At 41.3% G+C, this 23612-nt stretch carries 16 protein-coding genes; 12 read left to right on the forward strand and 4 right to left on the reverse strand.

The annotated features are described in order from the left end of the window. From HYU69_09530 to HYU69_09540, 3 genes are all read left to right on the forward strand, one after another. A partial coding sequence (locus HYU69_09530; protein MBI2270577.1) for a hypothetical protein occupies nt 1-1998 on the forward strand: 1998 nt, incomplete at its 5' end. A gap of 155 nt (nt 1999-2153) precedes the next feature. Beyond that, on the forward strand, nt 2154-2990 hold the full coding sequence (locus tag HYU69_09535; protein ID MBI2270578.1) for a hypothetical protein: 837 nt from the start codon (nt 2154-2156) through the stop codon (nt 2988-2990). 144 nt (nt 2991-3134) lie between these two features. Then, a complete protein-coding gene (locus HYU69_09540) occupies nt 3135-4034 on the forward strand; it encodes a hypothetical protein (GenBank protein MBI2270579.1) in 900 nt (299 codons plus the stop codon). A 52-nt stretch (nt 4035-4086) separates the two neighbouring features. Here HYU69_09540 and HYU69_09545 read toward each other — a convergent pair whose 3' ends face one another. Together HYU69_09545 and HYU69_09550 are read right to left on the reverse strand one after the other, a co-directional pair. Beyond that, nucleotides 4087-4383, reverse strand: a complete 297-nt coding sequence (locus HYU69_09545) for a type II toxin-antitoxin system RelE/ParE family toxin (protein ID MBI2270580.1) — start codon at nt 4381-4383, stop codon at nt 4087-4089. Nucleotides 4384-4391: 8 nt separating this feature from the next. Next, on the reverse strand, nt 4392-4631 hold the full coding sequence (locus HYU69_09550; protein ID MBI2270581.1) for a hypothetical protein: 240 nt from the start codon (nt 4629-4631) through the stop codon (nt 4392-4394). Nucleotides 4632-4954: 323 nt separating this feature from the next. Here HYU69_09550 and HYU69_09555 point away from each other — a divergent pair, with 323 nt between their 5' ends. The 8 genes from HYU69_09555 (at nt 4955) to HYU69_09590 (ending at nt 18326) form a co-directional block, all read left to right on the forward strand. Then, nucleotides 4955-5428: an Rrf2 family transcriptional regulator gene (locus tag HYU69_09555; protein MBI2270582.1), complete on the forward strand. Its 474-nt coding sequence runs from the start codon at nt 4955-4957 to the stop codon at nt 5426-5428. 95 nt (nt 5429-5523) lie between these two features. After that, nucleotides 5524-6924 carry an alginate export family protein gene (locus HYU69_09560; GenBank protein ID MBI2270583.1) on the forward strand — a complete coding sequence of 467 codons (1401 nt, stop codon included), beginning with the start codon at nt 5524-5526 and terminating at the stop codon, nt 6922-6924. A gap of 58 nt (nt 6925-6982) precedes the next feature. Then, the gene (locus HYU69_09565) at nt 6983-7957 is read left to right on the forward strand and encodes an extracellular solute-binding protein (GenBank protein ID MBI2270584.1); all 975 of its coding nucleotides are present in this window, start codon (nt 6983-6985) and stop codon (nt 7955-7957) included. Between the two features lie 82 nt (nt 7958-8039). Continuing rightward, nucleotides 8040-8888, forward strand: a complete 849-nt coding sequence (pstC, locus tag HYU69_09570; GenBank protein ID MBI2270585.1) for a phosphate ABC transporter permease subunit PstC — start codon at nt 8040-8042, stop codon at nt 8886-8888. A 63-nt stretch (nt 8889-8951) separates the two neighbouring features. Beyond that, on the forward strand, nt 8952-9791 hold the full coding sequence (gene pstA / locus HYU69_09575; GenBank protein MBI2270586.1) for a phosphate ABC transporter permease PstA: 840 nt from the start codon (nt 8952-8954) through the stop codon (nt 9789-9791). 2 nt (nt 9792-9793) lie between these two features. Further along, nucleotides 9794-10555 carry a phosphate ABC transporter ATP-binding protein gene (gene pstB / locus HYU69_09580; GenBank protein ID MBI2270587.1) on the forward strand — a complete coding sequence of 254 codons (762 nt, stop codon included), beginning with the start codon at nt 9794-9796 and terminating at the stop codon, nt 10553-10555. A gap of 257 nt (nt 10556-10812) precedes the next feature. Continuing rightward, nucleotides 10813-14568, forward strand: coding sequence for a hypothetical protein (locus HYU69_09585; GenBank protein MBI2270588.1), 3756 nt, complete (start codon nt 10813-10815; stop codon nt 14566-14568). 32 nt (nt 14569-14600) lie between these two features. Next, nucleotides 14601-18326 (forward strand): hypothetical protein, encoded by a 3726-nt coding sequence (locus HYU69_09590; protein MBI2270589.1) that lies wholly within the window; start codon nt 14601-14603, stop codon nt 18324-18326. Nucleotides 18327-18348: 22 nt separating this feature from the next. On the opposite strand, the gene HYU69_09595 is transcribed toward HYU69_09590, so the two are convergent. Together HYU69_09595 and HYU69_09600 are read right to left on the reverse strand one after the other, a co-directional pair. Continuing rightward, nucleotides 18349-19383 (reverse strand): hypothetical protein, encoded by a 1035-nt coding sequence (locus tag HYU69_09595; GenBank protein ID MBI2270590.1) that lies wholly within the window; start codon nt 19381-19383, stop codon nt 18349-18351. Continuing rightward, a complete protein-coding gene (locus HYU69_09600) occupies nt 19323-19841 on the reverse strand; it encodes a hypothetical protein (protein ID MBI2270591.1) in 519 nt (172 codons plus the stop codon). The genes HYU69_09595 and HYU69_09600 overlap by 61 nt, the downstream gene beginning before the upstream one ends. Nucleotides 19842-20005: 164 nt before the next feature. Between HYU69_09600 and HYU69_09605 the strand changes: the two genes are divergently transcribed. Next, a complete protein-coding gene (locus HYU69_09605; GenBank protein MBI2270592.1) occupies nt 20006-23611 on the forward strand; it encodes a hypothetical protein in 3606 nt (1201 codons plus the stop codon). Nucleotide 23612: the final 1 nt, after the last annotated feature.

Consider the following 23612-nt stretch of genomic DNA (forward strand, 5'->3'; position numbering starts at 1 on the left):
ATTACAGGTACAACAGATGAACACATGTTCCGTTATACGTATGATGATCAGTATCGTTTAAATACAGCCAACTTTGGAACTTTTTACAACAGCACGAGTACGTTCACTGTAAGTCCCTATGCGAACTACAAGGAATGGGGCAACAGCGGAGCGAGTGGGATAAATTATGACGATAACGGAAATATTACTAATTTAAAGCGCAACGCGTACAACGGAACCCTTGGTTTGAATATGGACGATTTCAGTTACACATACACCTCTAATACAAATAAGTTGGCCAGCATAGTGGATGCCATAGGTGCTAACACCTACAATGATATTGAAGCCACCACTTCTAAAACATTCAGCTACGACAACGTGGGCCGCTTAACCACCAGCCAGGCCGAAAGCGTTACAGGAATAACCTATACCGTGCGAAACAAAACCAATGTGGTAACTTTTAGCAACAGCAACACCTCCACATACGCCTACAACGACAATAATATAAAACACAAAACAAAATACTTTACCAACAGCAACAGTAAAACAAAATTCAATTGGTTCCTCACCGACGAGGGCGGGCAAATAATGGCCGTATACGAATACGACCAGAATGCGGGCACACCTACTTTTGGTATAATTGAAGAACATTTATACGCGGCAGGCCGCCTCGGTGTATTAAACAAAACCAGTGGCGAAATTGTTTACGAACTAACGGATCACTTAGGAAATGTACGTGCCAGCTTCAAATATATTGGATCAGGAAACCCACAACTGGTAACTCGTACAGATTATTATTCATTCGGCGGCCCCATGCCAGGACGCAGCTACAACTTGGGAACTTATAGGTTCGGCTTCCAGGGACAAGAAAGCGCAGTTAACCAGAACTGGAATAACTTTGAGTTAAGGATGTATAACTCTGATTTGGGCAGGTTCTGTAATCCTGATCCAATGGGGCAGTTTGCCTCTGCTTACGTGGGTATGGGAAATAATCCGATTAGTGGGTATGACCCTACAGGTGGGTATGTGAATGGGGGAACAGGAGGAGATTGGCAGGCAACAATGGGAAGAATCCAACGACAGGATGATGATGATAGGTTTTATCGACGTGGAAAATATTCATTTGAGGCAAGACGAAAGGCGTATGCAGATGCTGTAGAAGATGCATATGACAAACAATATCATAGAGGAGCATATAAATATATGGAAGGCAGGGTCGAAAAATCAAAAGCTTCATTTTTTGAAGATATTGAATTGCTTAAAATACAATTCCATGATGTGGTTTTTGGTCCACTACTGGAAGCGGATGATCCAAGCTTGTTTGGCCATGGAAGAGGTGGAACTGATTGGATGAGTAATTTTGAATCTACTATGAATAGATTGGAAAACTCGGCGCTAACCGCCCAGGCAGTGCATGAATCTTTATTATTTGAAGCAGCAGGCTTGAATAAGAATGTTGATTTGAGTGACCTTTATGATGCGAATGGCAGGCTTAAAACTGGAGGGGAAGGGGATGTAGCGGAAATGGAATATAACCGATGGGCGAAAGAGGAACGGGTAAGACAGCTTCCTGGTGGATATTATGATCAAATGAAAGAATTGGCTGCTCAGAATGCGTATGAAGGGGGGAGTGAATTGGTTGCTGGGCCATATAGCCCTCCCCCTCCTGATCATTTTGTGCAATCTTCAGGATTTGGTCCTGGAAGCCCTGATAATATTCCATATATTATTAATCGCGATACCAAAATTAGTTTAGAGGTTCATTCTGCTACTGACCGGGTATTAATAACTGACCCAAGTACAGGAGGAGTGCTAAAAGAATTAAATCCAAGCGGAGGTAATTTCACCAATTTTCAAATGAAAAGCTATTTTGATGCAAATCGTTTAGTAGGTAACCTAGGGGTTAATATTCAAGTTGTTGCTGGACCGAATTCTACTTTATATGACTTGTATATTTATGGAGGTTCTCGTCCTCCTGAAATACGTCGAACTGTTGAATTTCGTTTTTTCCCAGATTAATTTCATTGGAGGTAATTGTTGGGAGCTAATTTTTTGATGAGAATAAAATGAAAAATTCAAATGGTCTAATCTCATTGTTGGTTTGTATTCATTTCATATTGCCAGGGGGTTGTATTAGCCAAATAAGCAATTTGACATATGTTAGTTTCATGTGCATGATTGATTCTAACACTAATTTTGACGAGTTTAGTTCTGAAAAGGATTGTTTAAATCAAAAACCCTTTTTAGTTCAAGAAAATAAGGATGGTATTAAAAGACATTTGGAAATTAAAAAAGATGCGATTAACAACCGTTCAGTTTTTTATCTTCGCTCAAGAGGACAGCTAATTGATAGCATAGTTGTAAATAACATTAGTTTCACTTTTGACAGTTTTACTGCCATAAATGACTCCATGTGGCATTACATTTATTCAACTTACCCACTTCATCAATATTCAAAACTCTATAATCAACTTTTAATTGGTCAGCTAAATGGCAAGATTCATTTTTTTTACGTTGGAACTTACCTTTATATGGCAGAGTCTGGAATAAATATTTATCCTTCAGATTATCTCGAAGAAAAATATCAATTGAATCTTGTTGATTCTTCAAGGGTGCAAATCACATATTATAAATTGACAAAAGAGATTGATTCGCTAACGACAAAAATAGATTCTATCAAGGAACGGGTTTCCTTAAATTACAATTCAAAAGAGCACATATATTATAATACAACAATAACATTAGATAGTGAATATGTAGTTCGTCCTCAAAGACCTTCGGGGAAAGGATATGATTATAATTACAAATATAAACCTAATGATATTAAGAGATTGTACTTTGATAGCTTAAGGCTTTCTGCCATAAGTATGCCAGGTGAAAGTTATATATTTTTTTACTTTAAAGATAGGTGGTTTACATTAGGGCATATGTCCAATAGATATATAGATCCGTTGCCAGATATAGAATACAAAGAGTTTACTGTCGATTCCACAAATACAAAAAAAAAATAGTGGATCCGATTCAATGTAACGTTGATTCAGGCATAAAGCCTGAAAAAAATAAGAACGCTGGGCGACGTCCGTCCCGTCCAACACCACCAGCAGGCTGACTGCCTGAATAATATGTGACCTTTAAATACCTAAAAATATATTTATATGAAACGATCAATTACTCTGTTATTTTTCAGCATTTCAATAATAAGCACTAATGCACTATTCGGGCAAAATGCTGGCAGTGAAAAACTAACTGAAACCGGAAAATGGTATTTTAAAACCGGAGTTGCTTATGGTTTGCCTTTTTCGCGCATGCGCATTGATGAGAATTATGATCTTCGCTACTCAATGGCTGTGGATATTGTGTATGAAGAGCATACAGTATTAAACAGTTCGTTTGGTAAAGGTTATTACGGGAACATAACTGCCGGTTATAATCTTGCAAAAAATTTTTCGGTTGAGCTTGGCGCCGTTTATTTATATGGTCTTTCACGGAAAACCACTGATGTAATTCATTTTTATTCCGGTGATGCCACAACTACTTATACGTATGATCCGCGTATGTTAGCCATAAATCCAAATCTGCTTATAAAAGCGAATGCATCTTCCCGTACGCCTTATTTTAAAATGGGAGCTTTGTTTGCGTTTCCTTCCATATCAAATGAATACAATTATAGAGACTATACCGGCATTTATGAAAATGAAAAGAGAAAATACAAAGGTGCAATGTCAATTGGTGCCACAGCAGCCGCTGGCGTTAACTGGTTTTTAAGCGGCAAATGGAATTTATATACTGAAGTGTATTTAACCTATCTTAAATTTTCACCTGTAAGTTCCGAAACATTTGAGTATACTGTACAGGGCGTTGATTCCCTGGGCACCCTCACGCAATCACGAAAAAAGACAATCTATAAGGATGAGTATACTATAAAATATAAAATAAATTCAACCACCAATAAATTGGAAGAAGACTACGATAAGTCAAGCCCCCTCGAAAGAGGACGCTTTGATCTTCCCTTCGGCAGCTGGGGTTTAAATGTTGGAGTGAAATATAATTTTTAGATAAATACTCAGCTTGAAGCGTTCATCCTAATAAGACATTGAGGGAGTAAAACTATTTTATGGTTCTAAGTTTTTCAGGATTTTGATAGTTGTTCCAGAACCTTAGTAATTCAATTCTGTCAGACTGAACTCTATAAAGCAAGCTTATTTGTTTGCATATAAGTCCCTTTCGTATTTCTTTGTAATCACTGAGTGGAAACATTTCAGCCATATGGGGCAAGTTGTCAAGGACAAAATCAACTTCATCGACAAACTCTTTAGCTTCTTTTAAGCCCCATTTATTTAAGAGGAATAGAATATTTTCATCGTAATCCGACTTAGCATTATCAGACCAAATAATCTTCAACATAGGAAAGATCAGTGAAGGTCTGGATACTTCTTTTTCATTTCAGCTATCACATCATCATGCTTGTGGAAGTTGCCCTTCTCTATGGATTTGATACCTTCATCAGCAGCACTCTTTTCAGCTTGAGACAAAGAAGAAGATTTGACATTAAAGCTGTTAGAAAACAGGCTATAAATAACACTCAGCGTTTTGTTATCCTGGATCTTATCGATTAGTTGGTGTAAGTTTAACTTTAATTCTGCTGAACTCATGGTTGAATAAGTATAAACAAATGTACAAAATAGCTTGTAGAATAACAATAAAACTTTTCCAGGTATGAAGAGGGACAATATTTTTTTTCAGTTAATTTCACCTAAATCCATTTCAATTTTTTTTTATTAAAGCGACCGTGCTTTGTGAAAAGAGCTGCGGTTAAATATAGTGTTATGTTAATTCTAAAATGACGTATAAATCCCTTTCCTATAGTTTTGTTAAATTACTTATCTGCTGAGATTGGACATGTTTTCGAATAACATGATACGGGTCTGCTTTCATTTATACAATTTGATTTTTATATATAACTTCACGCAATCAAATGTTATCCAAAAAATCGAAATACGCTATTAAAGCACTTGTAACTCTGGCAAGGGAGTATGAGAAAGGTCCCATTCTTATTTCGAATATTGCCGAACGAGACAAGATCCCCCAAAAATTCCTGGAAGCCATTCTTCTTGAATTAAAGAAGATGGGGATTTTAGGAAGTAAGAAGGGTGCAGGAGGTGGTTATTACCTGATCAAACATCCGAAAGAAGTGATGCTTAGCAATGTAATGCGCTTAACCGACGGCCCCATTGCATTGATACCTTGTGTAAGTTTGAATTTTTACGAAAGGTGCGTTGAATGTGTGGATGAAACTACCTGCGGTTTGAGAGATGTAGCTATGGATGTAAGAGACGCCAGTCTTAATATTCTTACCAATACAAGCCTTGCTGATATTCTGGCCAGGGAGGATCGCTTGAAAAAAACAGGAGTCAAAACAGCCTTAAAATCAGCAAAAAAGAAGGGGTAAAAAAATTTTATAAATAATAGTCTACTATTCCGATAGATTATATATATTTGTGGCCCGCCGTATGCGCGTGTTTGTTGTTTCAGATGCAATAATTAATGAGAGCATTGAGAAAATATATATATCAGGTTGTCGTAATTGTTTCCGCAGTTAATGCGAAAGCTCAGCAAACAGCTGATGAAGTGTTTGACTTTTTAATAAAAAAACAAGTCGTATCGCAGAAGGCTGCAGATTCGTTACGTGCGGATTACGCGATCAGACAACAGGATAGCATAAAGGATAAATCTTTTAAGATCGACCTGGAGTTCCGGCCGCGGGGAGAGTATCGCGATGGGTTTCAGCAATTGCCTACAGACACTACTGTAGGTGCAGCTTTTGTGAATCAGCGCAGCAGATTATTATTCACTTATGAGCAGCAAAATAAATTTGTTTTCCACACGTCCATACAGGATGTAAGGGTATGGGGCAGGGATGATCCGCGTTCCAATGCAGGAACACTACAGGTGTTTGAGGCTTATGCGGAGCCTTTTATTACGCCAAACTTTTCTATCAGGATCGGCCGGCAAAAACTGGCATTTGATAACCAGCGTTTATTCGCGGAGAACGACTGGAGGGTAAATGCAGGCAGTCATGAAGCGCTGAATTTGCGGTACAACTCCGCGAAACTATCTTCTGAGCTGGCCTTTGCGTTTAATCAAACAACTGAAAGGCTTGCCGGGACTGATTTTATGCCTGTAGGTTTTTCCAATTATAAAACGCTTGGAGTGCATTATATTAAGTATAGGCTAAGCGACAATTGGGCATTGTCCGCTGTTAACGCGGCTGACGGATACCAGGATAGCGAGGTGCCGGAAAAAATATACCAGCGCTTTACGGATGGGGGACGAATAGAGTTTGCAAAAGGAGGACTTTACACAACGTTTATCGGATACTATCAATCCGGCAAAAGCAATACCGGTAAAAATATTGCGGCCTGGTACGTTCAGCCCGAAATAAAGTACATCATCCCGCAAAAACTGGCGGTTCGTTTGGGTTTGGAAATATTCAGCGGTGATGATAATAATGTAAAAAATGTATCCGACCATAATTTTGTTCCACTTTATGGAGTGGCTCACCGTTTTAACGGCTCGCTGGAGTTGTTCAACAGCAAACCAAAAGATTTTGGCAATGCGGGATTGATCAATCCGTATTTGTTCATTATAAAAAATATTGGAAAAAAAGCGGAGCTGCGCTCCGATTTCCATTTGTTTTATTCCCAGAATAATTATGTTAATTCTAAAACCAATGGGATCACAGACCGATACCTGGGATATGAGAATGACTGGCTTTTCATATACAGGCCCAACTCATACACTAAACTCGATGTGGGTGTTTCTTATGCCGTAGTTACTGAATCGTTAGTGCTTATCAAGAAAGCCGGTAACAGTAAGATCATTCCGACATGGGCATATGTATCGATCACATTTAAACCACAACTGTTCAAAGCGATATTTAAGTAAGAACTGATATAAAACTGAATCAATGAAATAGCCATCACGTCAAAAGGCGTGACTAACCATGAAAACAAATAATATATATAGGCAGCATGTTCTTATAGCGGTTGCTGTATCTTTTTTTCTTTCTTCCTTTACTTTAAAGGAAAATGCGTCTTCAGGAATAGATAACCTGGAGGGTACAATAAGTGTATCGGGTGCCTTCGCGTTATACCCGATCGTCGTGAAATGGGGAGAAGAGTTTAAAAAGCTACATCCGAATGTAAAGTTTGATATTTCCGCGGGCGGAGCGGGGAAGGGTATATCCGATGTGTTGGGTGGTATGGTTGACCTGGGTGCTGTGTCGCGTGACATTTATCCGGAAGAAACAAAGAAAGGAGCATTTTCTATCGCGGTGACAAAAGACGCTGTTGTTGCTACTGTTAATTCAAACAATCCCAATATCAGGGATGTGCTTTCAAAAGGGCTGAAGAAAGATGCCTTTGCAAATATATACGCCAGCGGTACTTACAGGAACTGGAAGCAAACAGGATTTTCTATATCAGCACCCATTCACATTTATACGCGTTCCGATGCGGCCGGCGCGGCCGAAAGCTGGGCGAAGTATTTCGGAAAGAAGCAGGAAGATCTTTTAGGGATCGGGGTGTATGGTGATCCGGGACTGTTATCAGCCGTTAAGAAAGATCCGATCGCTATCGGCTTTAACAATATTTCTTATGTTTATAATCCGAAAACGAAAAAGCAATTGTCGGGAATTACTGTGGTTCCTATCGATGTTAATAATAACGGTAAGATTGATGCCGATGAAAATTTTTATGGGACTTTGGATGAATTTATTAAAGCTGTGTCAGAAGGTAAATATCCTTCGCCGCCGGCACGTGATCTGTACCTCGTTTCAAAGAACAAGCCTCAGAAAAAGGTAGTAGTTGAATTTTTAAAATGGGTTTTAACGGAAGGACAAAAATTTGTGAATGAGGCAGGGTATATCAAGTTGTCGGATACCAAACTAAAGGTGGAATTAACTAAAGTCGGTTTGTAGGAATTTATATTGAAGAACATTTCAAACAGCAGGATTAATTGTGAGCATAAGATTAATAAAGGATAAGATCGCAGGTAAAGCAATGTTAGTACTCACAGTACTCTCTGTTCTGCTTGCGGTTTTTATTGGTTTGGGTTTATATGTGCGTTCAATCCCTTTGCTGCAGTTGAAGTCTGTTGGTTATTTGCTTACTTCATCAGTATGGAAGCCATTTAAAGGAGAGTTTGGTTTTTTTCCTTTCATTATGGGAACCCTGTGGGTAACCGGTATCGCTGTCATCGTCGCATTACCCCTTTGCCTGCTGAGTGGAATTTATATTTCAGAATATGCGCATCATCGCGTTCGAAAGATCATCGTACCTTTTGTTGATCTGCTTTCCGGAATTCCTCCCGTGGTTTTCGGGGTTTGGGGCGTATTATTCATTGTTCCGCTGATACAGGATCATATCGCGCCTCATTTTGTCGAATTCTCTACAGGGTATAGTGTGCTTGCCGGCGGCATAGTTCTGGCAATCATGATATTTCCTTTGATAATAAGTATCCTGCTTGAAGTGTTTGGAACTATTCCACGCGGGCTGAAGGATGCCTCATTGGCCATTGGCGCGACTCAATGGCAGACTGTGAAATTTGTAATGCTTAGAAGATCATTGCCCGGCATTATCGCCGCAACCGTACTTGCTGTTTCAAGGGCATTCGGTGAAACCATTGCTGTACTTATGGTGTGCGGCAACATGCCTGAAGTGCCTCATTCTGTTTTTGATTCAGGCTACCCATTGCCTGCGCTTATAGCGAATAATTACGGAGAAATGTTATCTATTCCTTTGTATGATTCGGCTTTGCTTTTTTCAGCGTTAATCTTATTTGTAATAATTTTTTTATTTAATGCCGTGTCGCGTATTGTACTCGCACGTATAGAAAAGAGAATGAATTAATACAACTGCTGTTGCGGTAAATACAACTATTTATTTTTGGACTGTTTTTATATAAGGTAATAAATGAGAAAGGCGGAAGAATTATTTTTTAAAATATTAATGGTTATTGCTACCACGATCATAGTGGGCAGCTTTTTCCTTATCGTTAGTACAATTGTAATGAAGGGTCTTCCGGCATTCAACCTCGATCTCATCACAAAAACTCCAGATGGGGGATTTTACATGGGTCAGGAAGGAGGCGTATTGAATGCTATTATTGGATCGCTGTATATTGCCGCGGGGTCATCGCTGCTGGCCCTGGTACTGAGTTTGCCGATCGTATTATATATAAATGTATACCTGAGTAAAAGTTCAAAGTTGGGAAGTGTTACGCGCTTAAGCTCAGATGTATTGTTCGGCATACCTTCCATTGTTTATGGAGCATTTGGTTTTACAATCATGATCTACTTCGGTTTAAAGGCATCGTTGCTCGGAGGAATTGTCGCTGTTACATTGCTTGTTCTTCCGATCATGATCCGAACAATGGATGAAGTTATGCGGACCGTTCCGCGTGAGCTGCTTGATGCATCGTATTCTCTTGGTGCGACACGATTGGAAACGACAAGGATCTTATTGAAGCAGTCAATTCCGGGAATTCTTACCGCTATTCTCCTGTCGTTTGGAAGGGCGATCGGTGATGTGGCTTCGGTGATGTTCACAGCGGGTTTCAGTGATAATATTCCGACAAGCCTCAATAGTCCGGCGCCAACACTGCCGCTCGCCATCTTTTTCCAGTTAAGCAGCCCGATCGAGGAGGTGCAGGCGCGGGCATACGCCTCTGCTTTGGTATTAACAATTATTGTCTTGCTCATCAGTATCGGGGCAAGGACATTAAGCAAACGTTTTTCTAAAAATAAAATTTAACAATGGCCAATTCACCTCACATAAGTGTTCAGAACCTGAATGTATATTACGGACAGAATCATGCATTGAAGAATATAAGTATTGATATTCCCGATAAGAAAGTGACTTCTTTTATAGGCCCTTCAGGATGTGGGAAAACAACACTTCTTAAGACGTTCAATCGTCTGCACGATTCATCAGTGGATGTGCGGGTGGAAGGAAAAGTGCTGGTTGACGGAGAAGATATTTATGATCCGAAGGCGGAAGTAACCCATATCCGAAAAAAAATGGGATTGCTTTCACAGCGGCCCTTCCCTTTGCCAATGTCGATATACGATAATATTGCATACGGCCCGAGGATACATGGAATACGTGATAAGGAAAAGTTAAATCAATTGGTTGAGCAGCAATTACGCGATGTGGCACTTTGGGATGAAGTGAAAGATCGTTTAAATACACCTGCCGTCCGTCTTTCAATTGGTCAGCAGCAGCGCTTGTGCCTGGCAAGAGGATTGGCTGTACAACCCGAGATCATTTTGGGTGATGAGCCCACCTCGGCACTGGATCCAAAATCGACACAGAAGATAGAAGAGTTGTTCGTACAGCTTAAAGAAAAATACACGATTGTTTTGGTCACGCATATTTTGCGGCAGGCCCGGCGTGTATCGGATTTTATCGCCTTCATATACAATGGTGAGGTCATTGAGTTTGCTCCTACCGAAGAACTATTGCTCAACCCTAAAGAGGAATTAACCAGGGAGTATGTCAGAGGATTTGTGAGTTAACAACCTCTTAATCAAAAAATGTTCTTTCTTTTGTCAGGCTTATTCCATTCAAAAGTATATATATTGTTATATAAGCATTTGATTTTTAAATATATATAATACTTTTTTAGTCATCCAATGTTTATATATTGGGAAAAATTTAGTTGAATTTTATGCGCAATTATCCTATCTTCATAACTATCACTAAGCGCAAACTTTACTAAATTTCTTAAAAGCACATTGCAAGTATTTAGTAAAGCTTTTAAACAAAATATGATTTGAAATTACTAAAAGTCTTATCAGTCATCCTTACTCTTTCTCTCGGGGCGCTATCTCTCAACGCTCAATTGTTTTGCTTTGCTTCATCAGGTTCTGGTACCGGTGGTTGGAGCAGCAATCCATTTGAACATTTTGTTTTTGTTGAGAACAAGGGGCAATTCGACGCGAGTTTGCCTGGTCTAAACACGCAAGATGCTTCAGCTGTTGCATCGGGTAGTGAGATGAACAGCCTTGCTAAGAATGGTAGCGAAAAAAGTAAAATACTTTATTATGCCTACTCAAAAGGTGTAGAAGTTTATTTTTCTTCCTCAGGGCTGGCATACCGGCATGATGAATATAAGTCGCTTGTAAGCGAGAGGGAAAGGGAAAAAATGGAGAAGGAGGGGAGGACAGGGGGCGAAAAAATTGTTGATGTAAAACATCATTACCTTGAAGTGGAATGGATCGGTGCAGATCCATCCGTTGCTTTGGAGGGAAACGATGCGCAATCCTTTTATTATACTTATCCAAACGAGAAAGACAATGGTAGAACGACTTTAAAAGCCGGTTGTTATAAAAAGATCATCTACAGGAACCTCTACCCGAAAATAGATGTGGAATATATACTTCCTGAAAAGGGCGGAGTAAAATATTCGCTTATTCTTCACCCCGGCGCCGATCTTTCGAAAGTGAAAATGCGTTATAATGGCGCTAAAGAATTAAAAACCGACAAAGAAGGCAATGTTATTATCAGCACAGCGTTCGGGGATTTTGTTGACCATGCACCTGTAAGCTTCTATGAAGGAGGGGTCAACATTCCATCGGCATTTGAGTTAAATGGAAATACTGTTTCATTTGCATTAAATGGTTCAACCCTCCGACAACTGACAGCCAACAACAATCAACCAATAATAATCATCGATCCCTGGACTTTTAATCCGGCCTTTCCGGTAAACAGGTCTTATGATGTGAATTATGATATGGCCGGTAATGTTTATATATGCGGTTCCGGCTCAACTACACAATCATATAAGCTGGCAAAGTTTAACAGCGCCGGTACCCTTCAATGGGTTTTTACAACAAATATTGGCCCGAGTTTAGGAGGTACCTGTTACGGTGATTTTGCTGTTGACGAAGTTACCGGAACGACATACCTTCTTGGAATGTGGCCCGCGGGAATAAAGGTGAATACTTTGGGAATTCAAACCGGAGGATACTCGCCTGCAATATTTCCATCGTTACTCGAAATGTGGCGTTGTGAATATAGTCGCTGTTTGAATAAGATCGTAGTGGGTACCGGGTCAATGGGCGGCCCTTACCAGGCGGGTATGCTTGATACAGCCCTTACCTCATATGTTCCTGTAAATTCATACTCAGCACCTGGAGCACAAGTTGATGTAGCTATTCTCACAATTGATCCAAATAGTTCATTTTGTTATATGGCGACAGCAAATGGAGGATCAGTTGCTGCAAACAGAAATGCAATAGTTAAATTACCTATTCCCAATCTCCTTCCCCGCACCTGGGGACCGGTGGCTGACGGTCATAGTTTTGTTGAGGTTGGAAGCATTACTTATACACCGAATATTCCTGTTGGGCCATATAGCAACGGTTTCAATGGAATGGCTTGTGGTCCGAGATTTCTTTACACGTATGATGGGAGTGTGCTTAAAAAGTGGAATAAAAATACCGGGGCATTTATTGCGCAGGTCACTACAGGAGGAACGATGTTTGCCACAGGTGGTTTGTCGGCGGATAAATGCGATAATGTTTACGCAGGGGTTGGCAATGTAATAAAGGCGTATAATTCTTCACTTGTACAAATCGCTACTTATCCCGTCGCGAATACCTGTTATGATGTAAAGCTTGGTCCGAATAATAAATTATATGCCTGTGGAGTAGCTTTTGTAGCGCAAATAGATGTTCCTGCCTTACCGCCGCCCACGGCGACATCAACGCCTGCTTCCGTATGCAATGCGTGTGATGGAACAGCAACAGCCCATCCTTGCGGTGATCCTGCCGGATATAATTATTCATGGAGCAATGGCGCGCAGGCTCAGACAGCGACAGGCCTTTGTCCCGGAACATATACAGTGAGTATAGCTTATGCCTGCTCCGATATAGATATAATTACGGTATCGGTTCCCGGCGGAGTGGGAGGGATAATATTAAGCAGTACACAAACCAATGCCTGTTCAAACGTTGGTGCTGTTACGGCTGCTCCAAGCGGTGGAGCTGCCCCTTATACATATCTATGGAGTAACGGACAAACCTCTTCCGTTTTAACCGGACTTGCAACAGGCAATTATACAGTAACAGCAACGGATGCGAATGGCTGCTCAACTTTCAAAGTGATCAAAATAGTGAATACGATAAATGTAAGTTATACATCAAAATACAGTGGTTGTGCAGGAGGAAGCGCGGGCAGCATAGTATTGAATGTTACAGGAGGGAATCCGGGTTATACATACTTATGGAGTAATGGGCAAACAGCAGCTACAGCTACTGGATTGGCTGCGGGTACCTATACCGCTACCGTCACAGATGCAAGTGGATGCACTCAAACAATAGTGAGTACATTGTTGCCCTATACTCCGTTAACAATTCAAACAGATCAAACAGTTGCATGTTCAAGCGTGGCACAAGCTACAGTTACTTCTGTGACCGGCGGCACTCCTTCCTATAATTATAGTTGGAGTAATGCTCAGCAAGGAATAACTGCCACAGGTTTAACAACCGCCACCTATTCAGTAACTGCAACTGACGCGAATGGATGTACAACCACCAGATCAGTCACCATAACCAATGGTCCCAATCCGGCCAGCGCTACATTTACACGATCCCCGACCGGAACTATTTGTAAGGGTACCACTGTGAATTTTACGAATACAGGGACAGTAGGAACTTTGGTATCGCATAAATGGACCATTCCCGGCCAGGGTCCAATTGTAACCGGTACAGTAACCGACTTTACCTCTAATTTTCTTAATTTGTCATATACATTTACTTCCGTAGGAACCTATACCGTAACTCATAATGTAAGTTACCCAAGCGGAGGTTGTTCAGCGACTCAATCCACTACAATTACTGTTGTCAATTGCACGGGACCTGTTGTAACAACTACCGGTAGTTCGGTCTGTCCCGGCGTTTGCGCCACTGTAACATCAAGTGCGAGCAGTGGTACCAGTCCCTATACATACCTGTGGAGTAACAGCGCCACGACACAAAATATAAGCCCCTGTCCGGTTGCGACAACAACATATGCCTTAACAATAACCGATGCCGGGGGAGCTACAGCTACAAGTACCGCCGTCGTCACGGTCCACCCCGTCGTCAGTGTAACAGCAACGGCAACAAACATAAGTTGTAATGGCGGAGCTAATGGCAGCGCCATGGCTACAACCGGAAGTGGCACTTCGCCTTATACGTACATTTGGAGTAATGGACAAACCACATCAACCTCAACAGGTTTGGGACAGGGAGGTTATACTGTAACAGTTACTGACAATAAAGGCTGCACTTCGACATCAACTACTGCGATAGTTTCACCAACAGCCCTGACAGGACAATTTGTAAAAGGAACGGCTAACTGTGCAGGTTGTGGCTGCAGGGAGTGGATAATGACCACGGCTACGGGAGGAACGAGTCCGTATACTTATACATGGCCGGATGGATATTTAAAAAGATATAAGAATAGTCTTTGTCCGGGCGCATACACTGTTAATATTGTTGATAAGAACGGATGCAGTATAAATGTTAACCTGAGTGCGCCCTGAGTGTGCCGTAAATACTAATTTATTTGTATCAATTGAATTTACAGAAAGCCATACTCTCAATTCTCTTCACCCTTTCAATTGGTGTACAATCGGTTAATTGTCAGGTTCCGCGTGCTGTTTCGGCAAATACAAGCAGGGGTTGGACCAGCAATGCTTTCGAACATTTGGTGTTTGTAGAAAACAAGGGACAGTTTGACGCTCGTGTGTCGGAGCATGAAATGAGAAGGCAGGGAAAAGCCGGGGATGAAAAAAATAAAATTCAATACTATGCTGACTCAAAAGGAGTAGACATATATTTTTCTTCAAATGGATTAACATACAGGCATGATGAGTTTATATCTCTTATCAGTGAGAAGGAAATAGAAAAAATGGAGCGTGATGGAAAGGGGGAGGATCAAAAGGCTGTTGAAGTAAAGCACCACTATTTGCAGGTAGAATGGCTGGGAGCGGATCCAGCTGCTGTTATAGAAGCAAATGAGGTGCAATCCTTTTATTATACTTATCCGGGTGAGAAAGACAATGGTAAAACAACTTTAAAAGTGGCTTGTTTCAAAAAAATTACTTACAAGAATCTATATCCAAATATAGATGTAGAGTACATACTTCCCGAAAAGGGTGGAGTAAAATACTCACTCATACTTCACCCGGGCGCAGATCTCTCGAAAGTGAAAATGCGCTATAATGGCGCGAAGGGATTGAAAACGGATAAAGAAGGAAATATTATTATCAGTTCAACATTTGGCGATTTTGTTGACCATGCACCTGTAAGCTTCTATGAAGGAGGAGTCAACATTCCATCGGCATTTGAGTTAAATGGAAATACTGTTTCATTTGCATTAAACGGTTCAACCCTCCGACAACTGACAGCCAACAACAATCAACCAATAATAATCATCGACCCCTGGACTGCAAATCCCGGCTTTGCTGTTAACAGAGCTTACGATGTAAATTATGACCTTGCCGGTAATGTATATATATGCGGTTCAGGTTCTGCAACACAATCATATAGGTTAGCAAAATACAATAGCGCAGGAGTACTTCAGTGGATATTTAACACCGGTCTTGTTCCATCTGCATCGGCGTATTGTTACGGAGATTTTGCTGTGGATGAGGCAAATGGTACTTCATATATATTGCTAAGCTGGGCATTTGCAGTAAAGGTAAATACATTGGGGGTTCAAACCGGGGGATTTGCCGGTGTGATCTTCCCAAGTGGATTTGAAATGTGGCGATGTGAATACAATCGTTGCATTAAAAAGATAATTGTTGGCTGTGGAGGAATAGGGGCGTCTGTTTACCAGGCAGGCATACTCGATACTTCTCTCACTTCATTTACTCCGGTAAATTCATACTCCGCGGTGGGTCCGCTGCATGATGTAGCTTTGCTTACCGTTGATCCGAACAATGCTTTTTGTTATATGGCAACGGCCAGAAGCCAGGGTGATCCGGGAAATTTTGACAATATGACAGTGAAACTGCCTATACCTAATCTTTTACCACGAACCTGGGGGCCTCTGGCCAATGGACATACTTTTATTGAGATATCAAGTGTTGCATACACGCCTACCGCAATAGGAGGATTCGATAACGGATTCAACGGAATGGCCTGCGGCTCAAGATTTCTTTACACATATGATGGCAGTGTGCTGAAAAAATGGAATAAAAATACAGGGGCATTTATCGCGCAAGTCACTACAGGCGGAACGATGTTTGCCACAGGTGGTTTGTCGGCAGATAAATGCGATAACGTTTATGCAGGGGTTGGGAATGTAATAAAGGCGTATAATTCTTCACTTGTACAAATCGCTACCTATCCCGTCGCGAATACCTGTTATGATGTAAAACTTGGTCCGAATAATAAATTGTATGCCAGCGGTGTTGCTTTTGTCGCGGAAATGGATGTTCCTGCATTGCCTCCGCCAACCGCGACCTCAACACCTGCTTCGGTATGTAATTCGTGCGACGGAACGGCAACGGCCCATCCTTGCGGTGACCCTGCCGGTTATAATTATTTGTGGAGTGCGGGCGGACAGGTTACACAAACAGCTACAGGCCTTTGCCCCGGTACATATACTGTGACCATTGCTTTTGGATGTACCTTTTTGGATGTTATTTCTGTATCAGTTACAGGTGGTGTAGGTGGGATCTCATTAACAAGTACTCAAACCAATGCGTGTTCAAACTCGGGTACAGCTGCAATAACTGCAGGCAGCGGCAGTTCACCCTACACTTATTTATGGAGTAATGGGCAAACAGTTGCTGCTTTAACCGGGCTTGCGGCGGGAAGTTATACAGTAACAGCAACGGATGCGAATGGGTGTTCAACTTTCAAAGTCATTACGATCACGAATAATATAAACGTACGTTACACTACCAAATACAGTGGTTGCGCCGGAGGTAGTGCAGGTAGCATAACACTCAATGTGTCAGGAGGAAACCCGGGCTACACTTACGCCTGGAGCAACGGGCAAACAGCAGTAACAGCAACCGGGTTAGCTGCCGGTACTTATACTGCCACCGTCACAGATGCGAGCGGTTGTATTCAAACAATAGTAAGTACGCTACCGGCATATGCTCCTTTAACGATCCAGACTGATAAGACTACTGCATGTACAACTACCGCACAGGCAACAGTTATTTCAGTAAATGGCGGCACTCCTTCCTATAATTACAGTTGGAGCAACGCGCAGGCTGGTCCAACAACAACAGGTTTAACAACTGCCACCTATTCAGTAACCGTCACCGATGCGAATGGATGTACAACTACTAAATCGGTCACCATAACTAACGGCCCAAACCCTGCCAATGCCACATTCACACAATCCCCAACAGGAACTATTTGCGTGGGCACTACTGTAAACTTTACCAATACAGGGACAACAGGTACCCTTGTATCACATAAGTGGAGTATTCCCGGTCAGGGACCTGTTGTATCAGGCAATGCTACTGATTTCACTTCGAGTTTTTTGAATTTCGCTTATACTTTTACTTCAGCAGGCACATATACGGTTAACCATAATGTAAGCTACCCAAGCGGAGGTTGTTCCGCGACTCAATCCACTACCATTACCGTTGTCAATTGCACGGGACCTGTTGTAACAACTACGGGTAGTTCGGTCTGCCCAGGTGCTTGCGCCACTGTAACATCAAGTGCGAGCAGTGGCACCAGTCCATATACATACCTGTGGAGTAACAGCGCCACGACACAAAATATAAGCCCTTGTCCGGTTGCGACAACAACATATACATTAACAATAACCGATGCCGTGGGAGCTACAGCTACAAGTACCGCCGTCGTCACGGTTCACCCCGTCGTCAGTGTAACAGCAACGGCAACAAACATAAGTTGTAATGGCGGAGCCAATGGCAGCGTCTTGGCTACTGCAGGTAGCGGAACGGCTCCATTTACCTATAACTGGAGTAATGGACAAATTACTCCAACGGCTACTGGTCTTACATCGGGTAATTATACCGTTACAGTTACTGATAATAAGGGGTGTACTTCGACATCAACAACTGCGATAGTTTCACCAACACCCCTGACAGGACAATTTGTAAAAGGAACAGCTAACTGTGCAGGTTGTGGCTGTAAGGAATGGGTAATGACCACGGCTACGGGAGGAACGAGTCCATATACTTATACATGGCCGGATGGATATGTCAACCGGTATAAAAATCAACTTTGCCCGGGAGTACAGTCTATAAATGTTAAAGATAAAAATGGTTGTAGCATAAATGTCAGTATTACGGCTCCCTGAGTGTGATCCTGACAAAGGACGATCAATTATCGCCTGATCTTGCTTTTCTTTTCATGATCTCACTAAAAGTTTTACCCTTTATTTTGCTCTCCAGCCAGGAGACCAGATCGAGGTGTTCAAGTTTTTGGTTTTCTGCCGGATCTTTGAGCACTTTTTTTAGTTCGCTGTAAATTTCTTTAAAAAGGACGATCTTTTCATCGCGTGAACCAATAAATGAAAGTTGTTTTGAAACCAATTCGATAATTATTTTTTCAAACTTCCCCAAAGCATTTTCCTTAATTAGCATACGATGCAGCGATAAGGACAGATTTTCTAAATAATCATTGTTTTCAAGTTCAATGTGTACCATCAGGTTTAATAGTTGTGTTACCTTCAGGATGTCTTTGCGGACAACAGAACGTTTCTGCTTTAATATCTGGTTGATCCACATCAGTGATTCCTTGTAATTACCTATGACAAAATTTATATATGCAAAATTATAGTGCAGGAGTGCGGGTATCTCCAGGGGTATTTCCTTCTTTCCTTTTTCAAGTGCCATGTTAAATTGCGGTATCATATCCAGCGCTTTTTGAAATTGTCCGGTATGAAAATAAAAAGAATGCTCCTGTCCATAGATGTGCATAAGTGTATTGATGGGAATATCTGTTTTTATTTCCTTTATTATTGAACGGGTCTTTTGGATCAATTCCCATACAATAGCCCTGTTCCCTATAGTTTCATGTGAAACTATCAGCCGGGATAAGAAGATCAGGTATTCCAAAGGATTACTCATTATATCTGTCCCCTTATTTTCTATAATAGAAATTATTTTCCGGCTATGATCGTTGGACTTGTAATAATCCTTTATGTAGAAGTAATAAGTTGCAAAGACCTGGTGAAACAATACTTTAGAAGTATCTGTGGTTGCGTATTTTTCATCCCGGAGGAGAGGGTGTGCAAGAATCTGTGCATACTTTACACTGGTTTTTTTACCGGCTGCCTGTCCGACTAACCTTGTCAGCGCAAATAATTTATCCGACAACCATTGATAGCTGATAACGTTCGATAAATTTTCCATCTGCCGCATTTGCTTATTGTAAATATCTTTGGCTCGATACGAAGCAGCTCAAGCATGGAGAAATGTTTTTCAAATTCAGCAGCTGTTTTTTTTGCTTTTGCAAGCAGTTTTGAGGAATGGGCATATAGTCCTTTTTGATTCAGGTAATTAATATCCTGAATAGTATTCTGAATTTCCGATTCAACGGTGCTGCCTGCATGATATATGCGCATGCTTTTCAGTATAAGGCGGTACAGGTAATGCTTGGCGAAACGAAAGTTGCGGCTGAAAGGTTCGTGTTTATATTTTTTAAGTAATTCTTTTTCATTATATATTTTTTGCTTGTCGAATGCATCGAACAAAGCGACATAATTATTCGCTTCACGCTTTACATGAAGAGAGCTATACACTTTAAAATAGCGCTTTTCACTTTGTTTAAGGGAGTGGATCAGTTCAAATAGATTGGGAGATCGCTTCATAAGATAGCTAACATATTTAATGACTTAAATACTGATAATTAACAATTTGTAATAAATATGTGTTTACTTGAATATAAATATACCAATAAAAAAGTATTTGATATTTCTTATGAAATTATCTAACTTAATGCTCATTAAGTTTTACATAAAGGTATTAAGCTATAGTGAAACACCTTACATCCATAGTAATAGCAGGTTTTATTATACAAGCTATAGCATTTAATACAGCCCTGCCAGCCCAGTCCGTTATAGCTTTCTCTTCCGCATCTTCTTCCGGATGGAGCAGGAATGATATTTTTCAGAACAAAGTTTTTATAGAAAATAAAGGCCAGTTTGATACCCGCCTGCCGAAGTCAGGTGAAGGCATGGGTAAAGATAATTTGCCGTCTGCAATTTCCTATGGAATAATCAGTTCAGGTCAGGAGATCTATTTTTCTTCCAAAGGATTAACATTTCGATATGATATAAGAGAATATTCAAAAGAATTATTAGCTGAGATCGAAAATGAAAAACAGGGAGGGAGAGAAGAAAAGCCCGGTGAGTTTGAACGAAAACTTGAAGAGACTGCAAAGACTACAATTTATGCTGTAAATATGGAGTGGCTGAATGCTAATCCGGATGTTAATGTCCAGGCAGAGGATATTGTTCCTGAATATTATACATACGGAGATGGGAAGGAATTTTATAAAGCAGCTGGATATAAAAAACTGATATATAGAAATCTTTACCCGAATATTGATGTTGAATATATTTTTCATGATGTTTCGACTCCGTTAAACATAACATCGGGAATTAAGTATTCATTGATCCTTCATCCCGGTGCCGATCCTTCAAAAATTCAGATGAAGTATTCAGGTGCTGATAAGATCTATAAGGATGCTGATGGGAATATTCATCTTGTTACCGCTTTAGGTGATATTATTGACCATGCTCCGTTTACCTTTTATGATCTGAAGGGCACAAGCAAATCAAAAAGATCGGTTATTCCTTCAGCTTTCTCTTTAGATAATAATATTGTTTCGTTTACACTAAAGACTTCGGCTTCCCAACAACCAATAACCAACAACCAATTGTCAGCCAAAGCTTCCGCGCAGGGTGAACAATCAACTATTATTATTGACCCCTGGACAGTCGGTGTTACTATGCCTGCTTCCAATAAGGCGCTTGAGGTTGAGAAGGATGCAATTGGCAATGTGTATATTTCAGGCGGTGCCGGAGCGAGCGGAGTTCTTATTGTGCAGAAATTTTCACCAACAGGAGTATTACAATGGACGTATACACCTATACCAAATGGATGTTCCCGTTTTGATGGATATTATGGCAATGATTTGAAGGTTGATGCCCAGGGAAATATTTATTTTGATGGTGGTTCATCGGCCTGTGCCCCGACCGGAAATAAAACCATTATTAAACTTACCCCCGCTGGTACTGTTGTTTGGGTAGGTGATATTGGTGAAGTTGAGCCATACCGCTTGTTGATTGACTGCGGAGTTACAACTTTATATCTTACAGGTTCCTGGGCACCGCGATTACATATTATAAGTCCTGTAACAGGGATCCAGTCAAACATGATGCCTCTTGTATATACTGCAAATGGCACATCAAGTGATGATATGAGAGATGTTATACGTGCTCCCAATGGTAATTACTACGGGGTATCCACAGCGCAACCGGCCAATAATGCGACGGTAAGGGTTTTTAACCCGACTTGGACTCAATTACTTAATGTTCCTGCCGGTTTCAATGTGACCTATTGGTTTGCTTCATATACAGGGCACGCCGCCGCAGGCCAGCCGGCTTCTTTGCATTTAGTTGCAGCAAGCAGGCAATTCCTTTTTGTTACCAATGGTGCTACATTGCAAAAACGCAATTTAACTACAGGTGCACTTATAACCTCTGTAGCCATCCCCGGAGGAACTGCGGTAACAAGTGCAAGTGGTAATTCCGGAATCGTAACAGATACATGCGGCAATGTATATGTGGGAACTCAAAATTCAGTTCGTAAATATGATCCCAATCTTGTATTTATTTCATCTGCAGCTACCACCGCCGCAGTTTACGATCTCTGTTTGGGTATTAACGGAGAAATACTTGCATCCGGTAATGGATTTCTTGCTTCTGTAAACCTTTCAGCTTGTACTCCCGCCGCTTTAAATGTAACCGCTACAGCAACACCAACAGGCAATTGTAACAACGGCAACATTGGTACTGCTACCGCCACAACAACAGGTGGTGACCCTTCCTATAGTTATTACTGGATCCCGGGAGGACAAACAACCCCATCTGTTTCAGGTCTTGGAGCAGGCACCTATAGTGTTATTGTGACGGATATGAATTGCAATAAGGATACAGCTATTGTTACTGTTACATCTGCGGGCGCCCTGGTTGCATCTGTTACCAAAACAAATCTGCAATGCAATGGTGCAGGCAATGGCTCGGCCACAGTTTCCGCTTCAAACGGCACCGTTCCTTATACATACGCCTGGTCAACGGGCAGCACGGCTGCTACAGTAACAGGCTTAAGTGCGATCACCTATTCTGTTACAGTTACCGATGCCAATGGCTGTAAGTCCATCATGCCGGTAAATATTTCACAACCTTCTCCAATCCCATTAGGTATGACTGCAACTGCAACAACCTGTAATAATCCGAATGGTACTTCAACTGTAAGCGCCACAGGTACTTCCGGTCCGTATACTTATTCCTGGTCGAGTGGCAGCTCGGGCACTGCGGCAAATGGATTAAGTGCAGGTATATATACTGTAACTGTTAGGGATGCCGGTGGTTGCAGTCAAACAGCCACTGCAACTATAGCTCCATCCACAAGTCCCGCCGATCCTTCTTTTACACAATCGCCGGGTGGTACTGTTTGTATGGGGACAGCTGTGAATTTTACTCATACCGGTTCTGCAGGCACTTATAACTGGGTTATTTCTCCTATATCACCAACCAATGTAAGCGGTACCACTGCAAATTTTTCGTATACATTTTTAAGTACAGGCACCTATACCGTTAATCATACCGTTACCAATGGTGGTTGTACGAATTCTAAAGCATCAACAGTTACAGTAATAAATTGTACCGCAGGGCCTACAGTTACAGCAACAGGTAGTTCAGTATGTCCGGGCACTTGTGCTGCCGTAACATCAAATGGCGCTGGTGGATCTCCACCTTATACTTATTCCTGGAGTAATAGTGCTACTACACAAAACATAAATCCATGTCCTGCATCAACTACTACGTATACTGTAACTATACGTGATGCCGGAGGGAATACCTCAACCTCTAGTGCTGTAGTTACAGTGAATCCGGCTGTTACAGTAACAACATCCCCGACAAATATCACCTGTAACGGTAGTGCAGATGGGAAAGTAGTTGCCAACCCCGGTACCGGTACATCACCTTATACCTATAGCTGGTCCGCTCCAGGCGGACAAACCACTCAAACTGTTTCCGGGCTTTCAGCAGGAAATTATACGGTTACCGTGACTGACGCAAAGGGCTGCACCGGTACTACTGTAGCAACAATAAGTTCACCTCCCGCCATATCCGGACAATTTACGAAAGGTACTGCCAACTGTATTGGTTGCGGCTGCAAAGAATGGGTAATGATCACCGGTTTGGGTGGTACAAGTCCATACAGCTATTCCTGGTCAAATTCAGGAGGGTATAATCAAAGGTATTTAAATCAAGTTTGTCCCGGCGCTTATTCAATAAGCATTACGGATAAAAATGGCTGCAGCGTAAATATTAATTTGACCACTCCATGAC

It is taken from the genome of Bacteroidota bacterium (assembly GCA_016183775.1).
GTDB lineage: Bacteria > Bacteroidota > Bacteroidia > JABDFU01 > JABDFU01 > JABDFU01.

Bases quoted from the DNA above. Each gene is read 5' to 3' on its own strand.
- HYU69_09535 (MBI2270578.1), top strand. From the start codon at position 2,154: ATGATTGATTCTAACACTAATTTTGACGAGTTTAGTTCTGAAAAGGAT.
- HYU69_09540 (MBI2270579.1), top strand. From the start codon at position 3,135: ATGAAACGATCAATTACTCTGTTATTTTTCAGCATTTCAATAATAAGC.
- HYU69_09545 (MBI2270580.1), bottom strand. From the start codon at position 4,383: ATGTTGAAGATTATTTGGTCTGATAATGCTAAGTCGGATTACGATGAA.
- HYU69_09550 (MBI2270581.1), bottom strand. From the start codon at position 4,631: ATGAGTTCAGCAGAATTAAAGTTAAACTTACACCAACTAATCGATAAG.
- HYU69_09555 (MBI2270582.1), top strand. From the start codon at position 4,955: ATGTTATCCAAAAAATCGAAATACGCTATTAAAGCACTTGTAACTCTG.
- HYU69_09560 (MBI2270583.1), top strand. From the start codon at position 5,524: ATGAGAGCATTGAGAAAATATATATATCAGGTTGTCGTAATTGTTTCC.
- HYU69_09565 (MBI2270584.1), top strand. From the start codon at position 6,983: ATGAAAACAAATAATATATATAGGCAGCATGTTCTTATAGCGGTTGCT.
- pstC (MBI2270585.1), top strand. From the start codon at position 8,040: ATGTTAGTACTCACAGTACTCTCTGTTCTGCTTGCGGTTTTTATTGGT.
- pstA (MBI2270586.1), top strand. From the start codon at position 8,952: ATGAGAAAGGCGGAAGAATTATTTTTTAAAATATTAATGGTTATTGCT.
- pstB (MBI2270587.1), top strand. From the start codon at position 9,794: ATGGCCAATTCACCTCACATAAGTGTTCAGAACCTGAATGTATATTAC.
- HYU69_09595 (MBI2270590.1), bottom strand. From the start codon at position 19,383: ATGGAAAATTTATCGAACGTTATCAGCTATCAATGGTTGTCGGATAAA.
- HYU69_09600 (MBI2270591.1), bottom strand. From the start codon at position 19,841: ATGAAGCGATCTCCCAATCTATTTGAACTGATCCACTCCCTTAAACAA.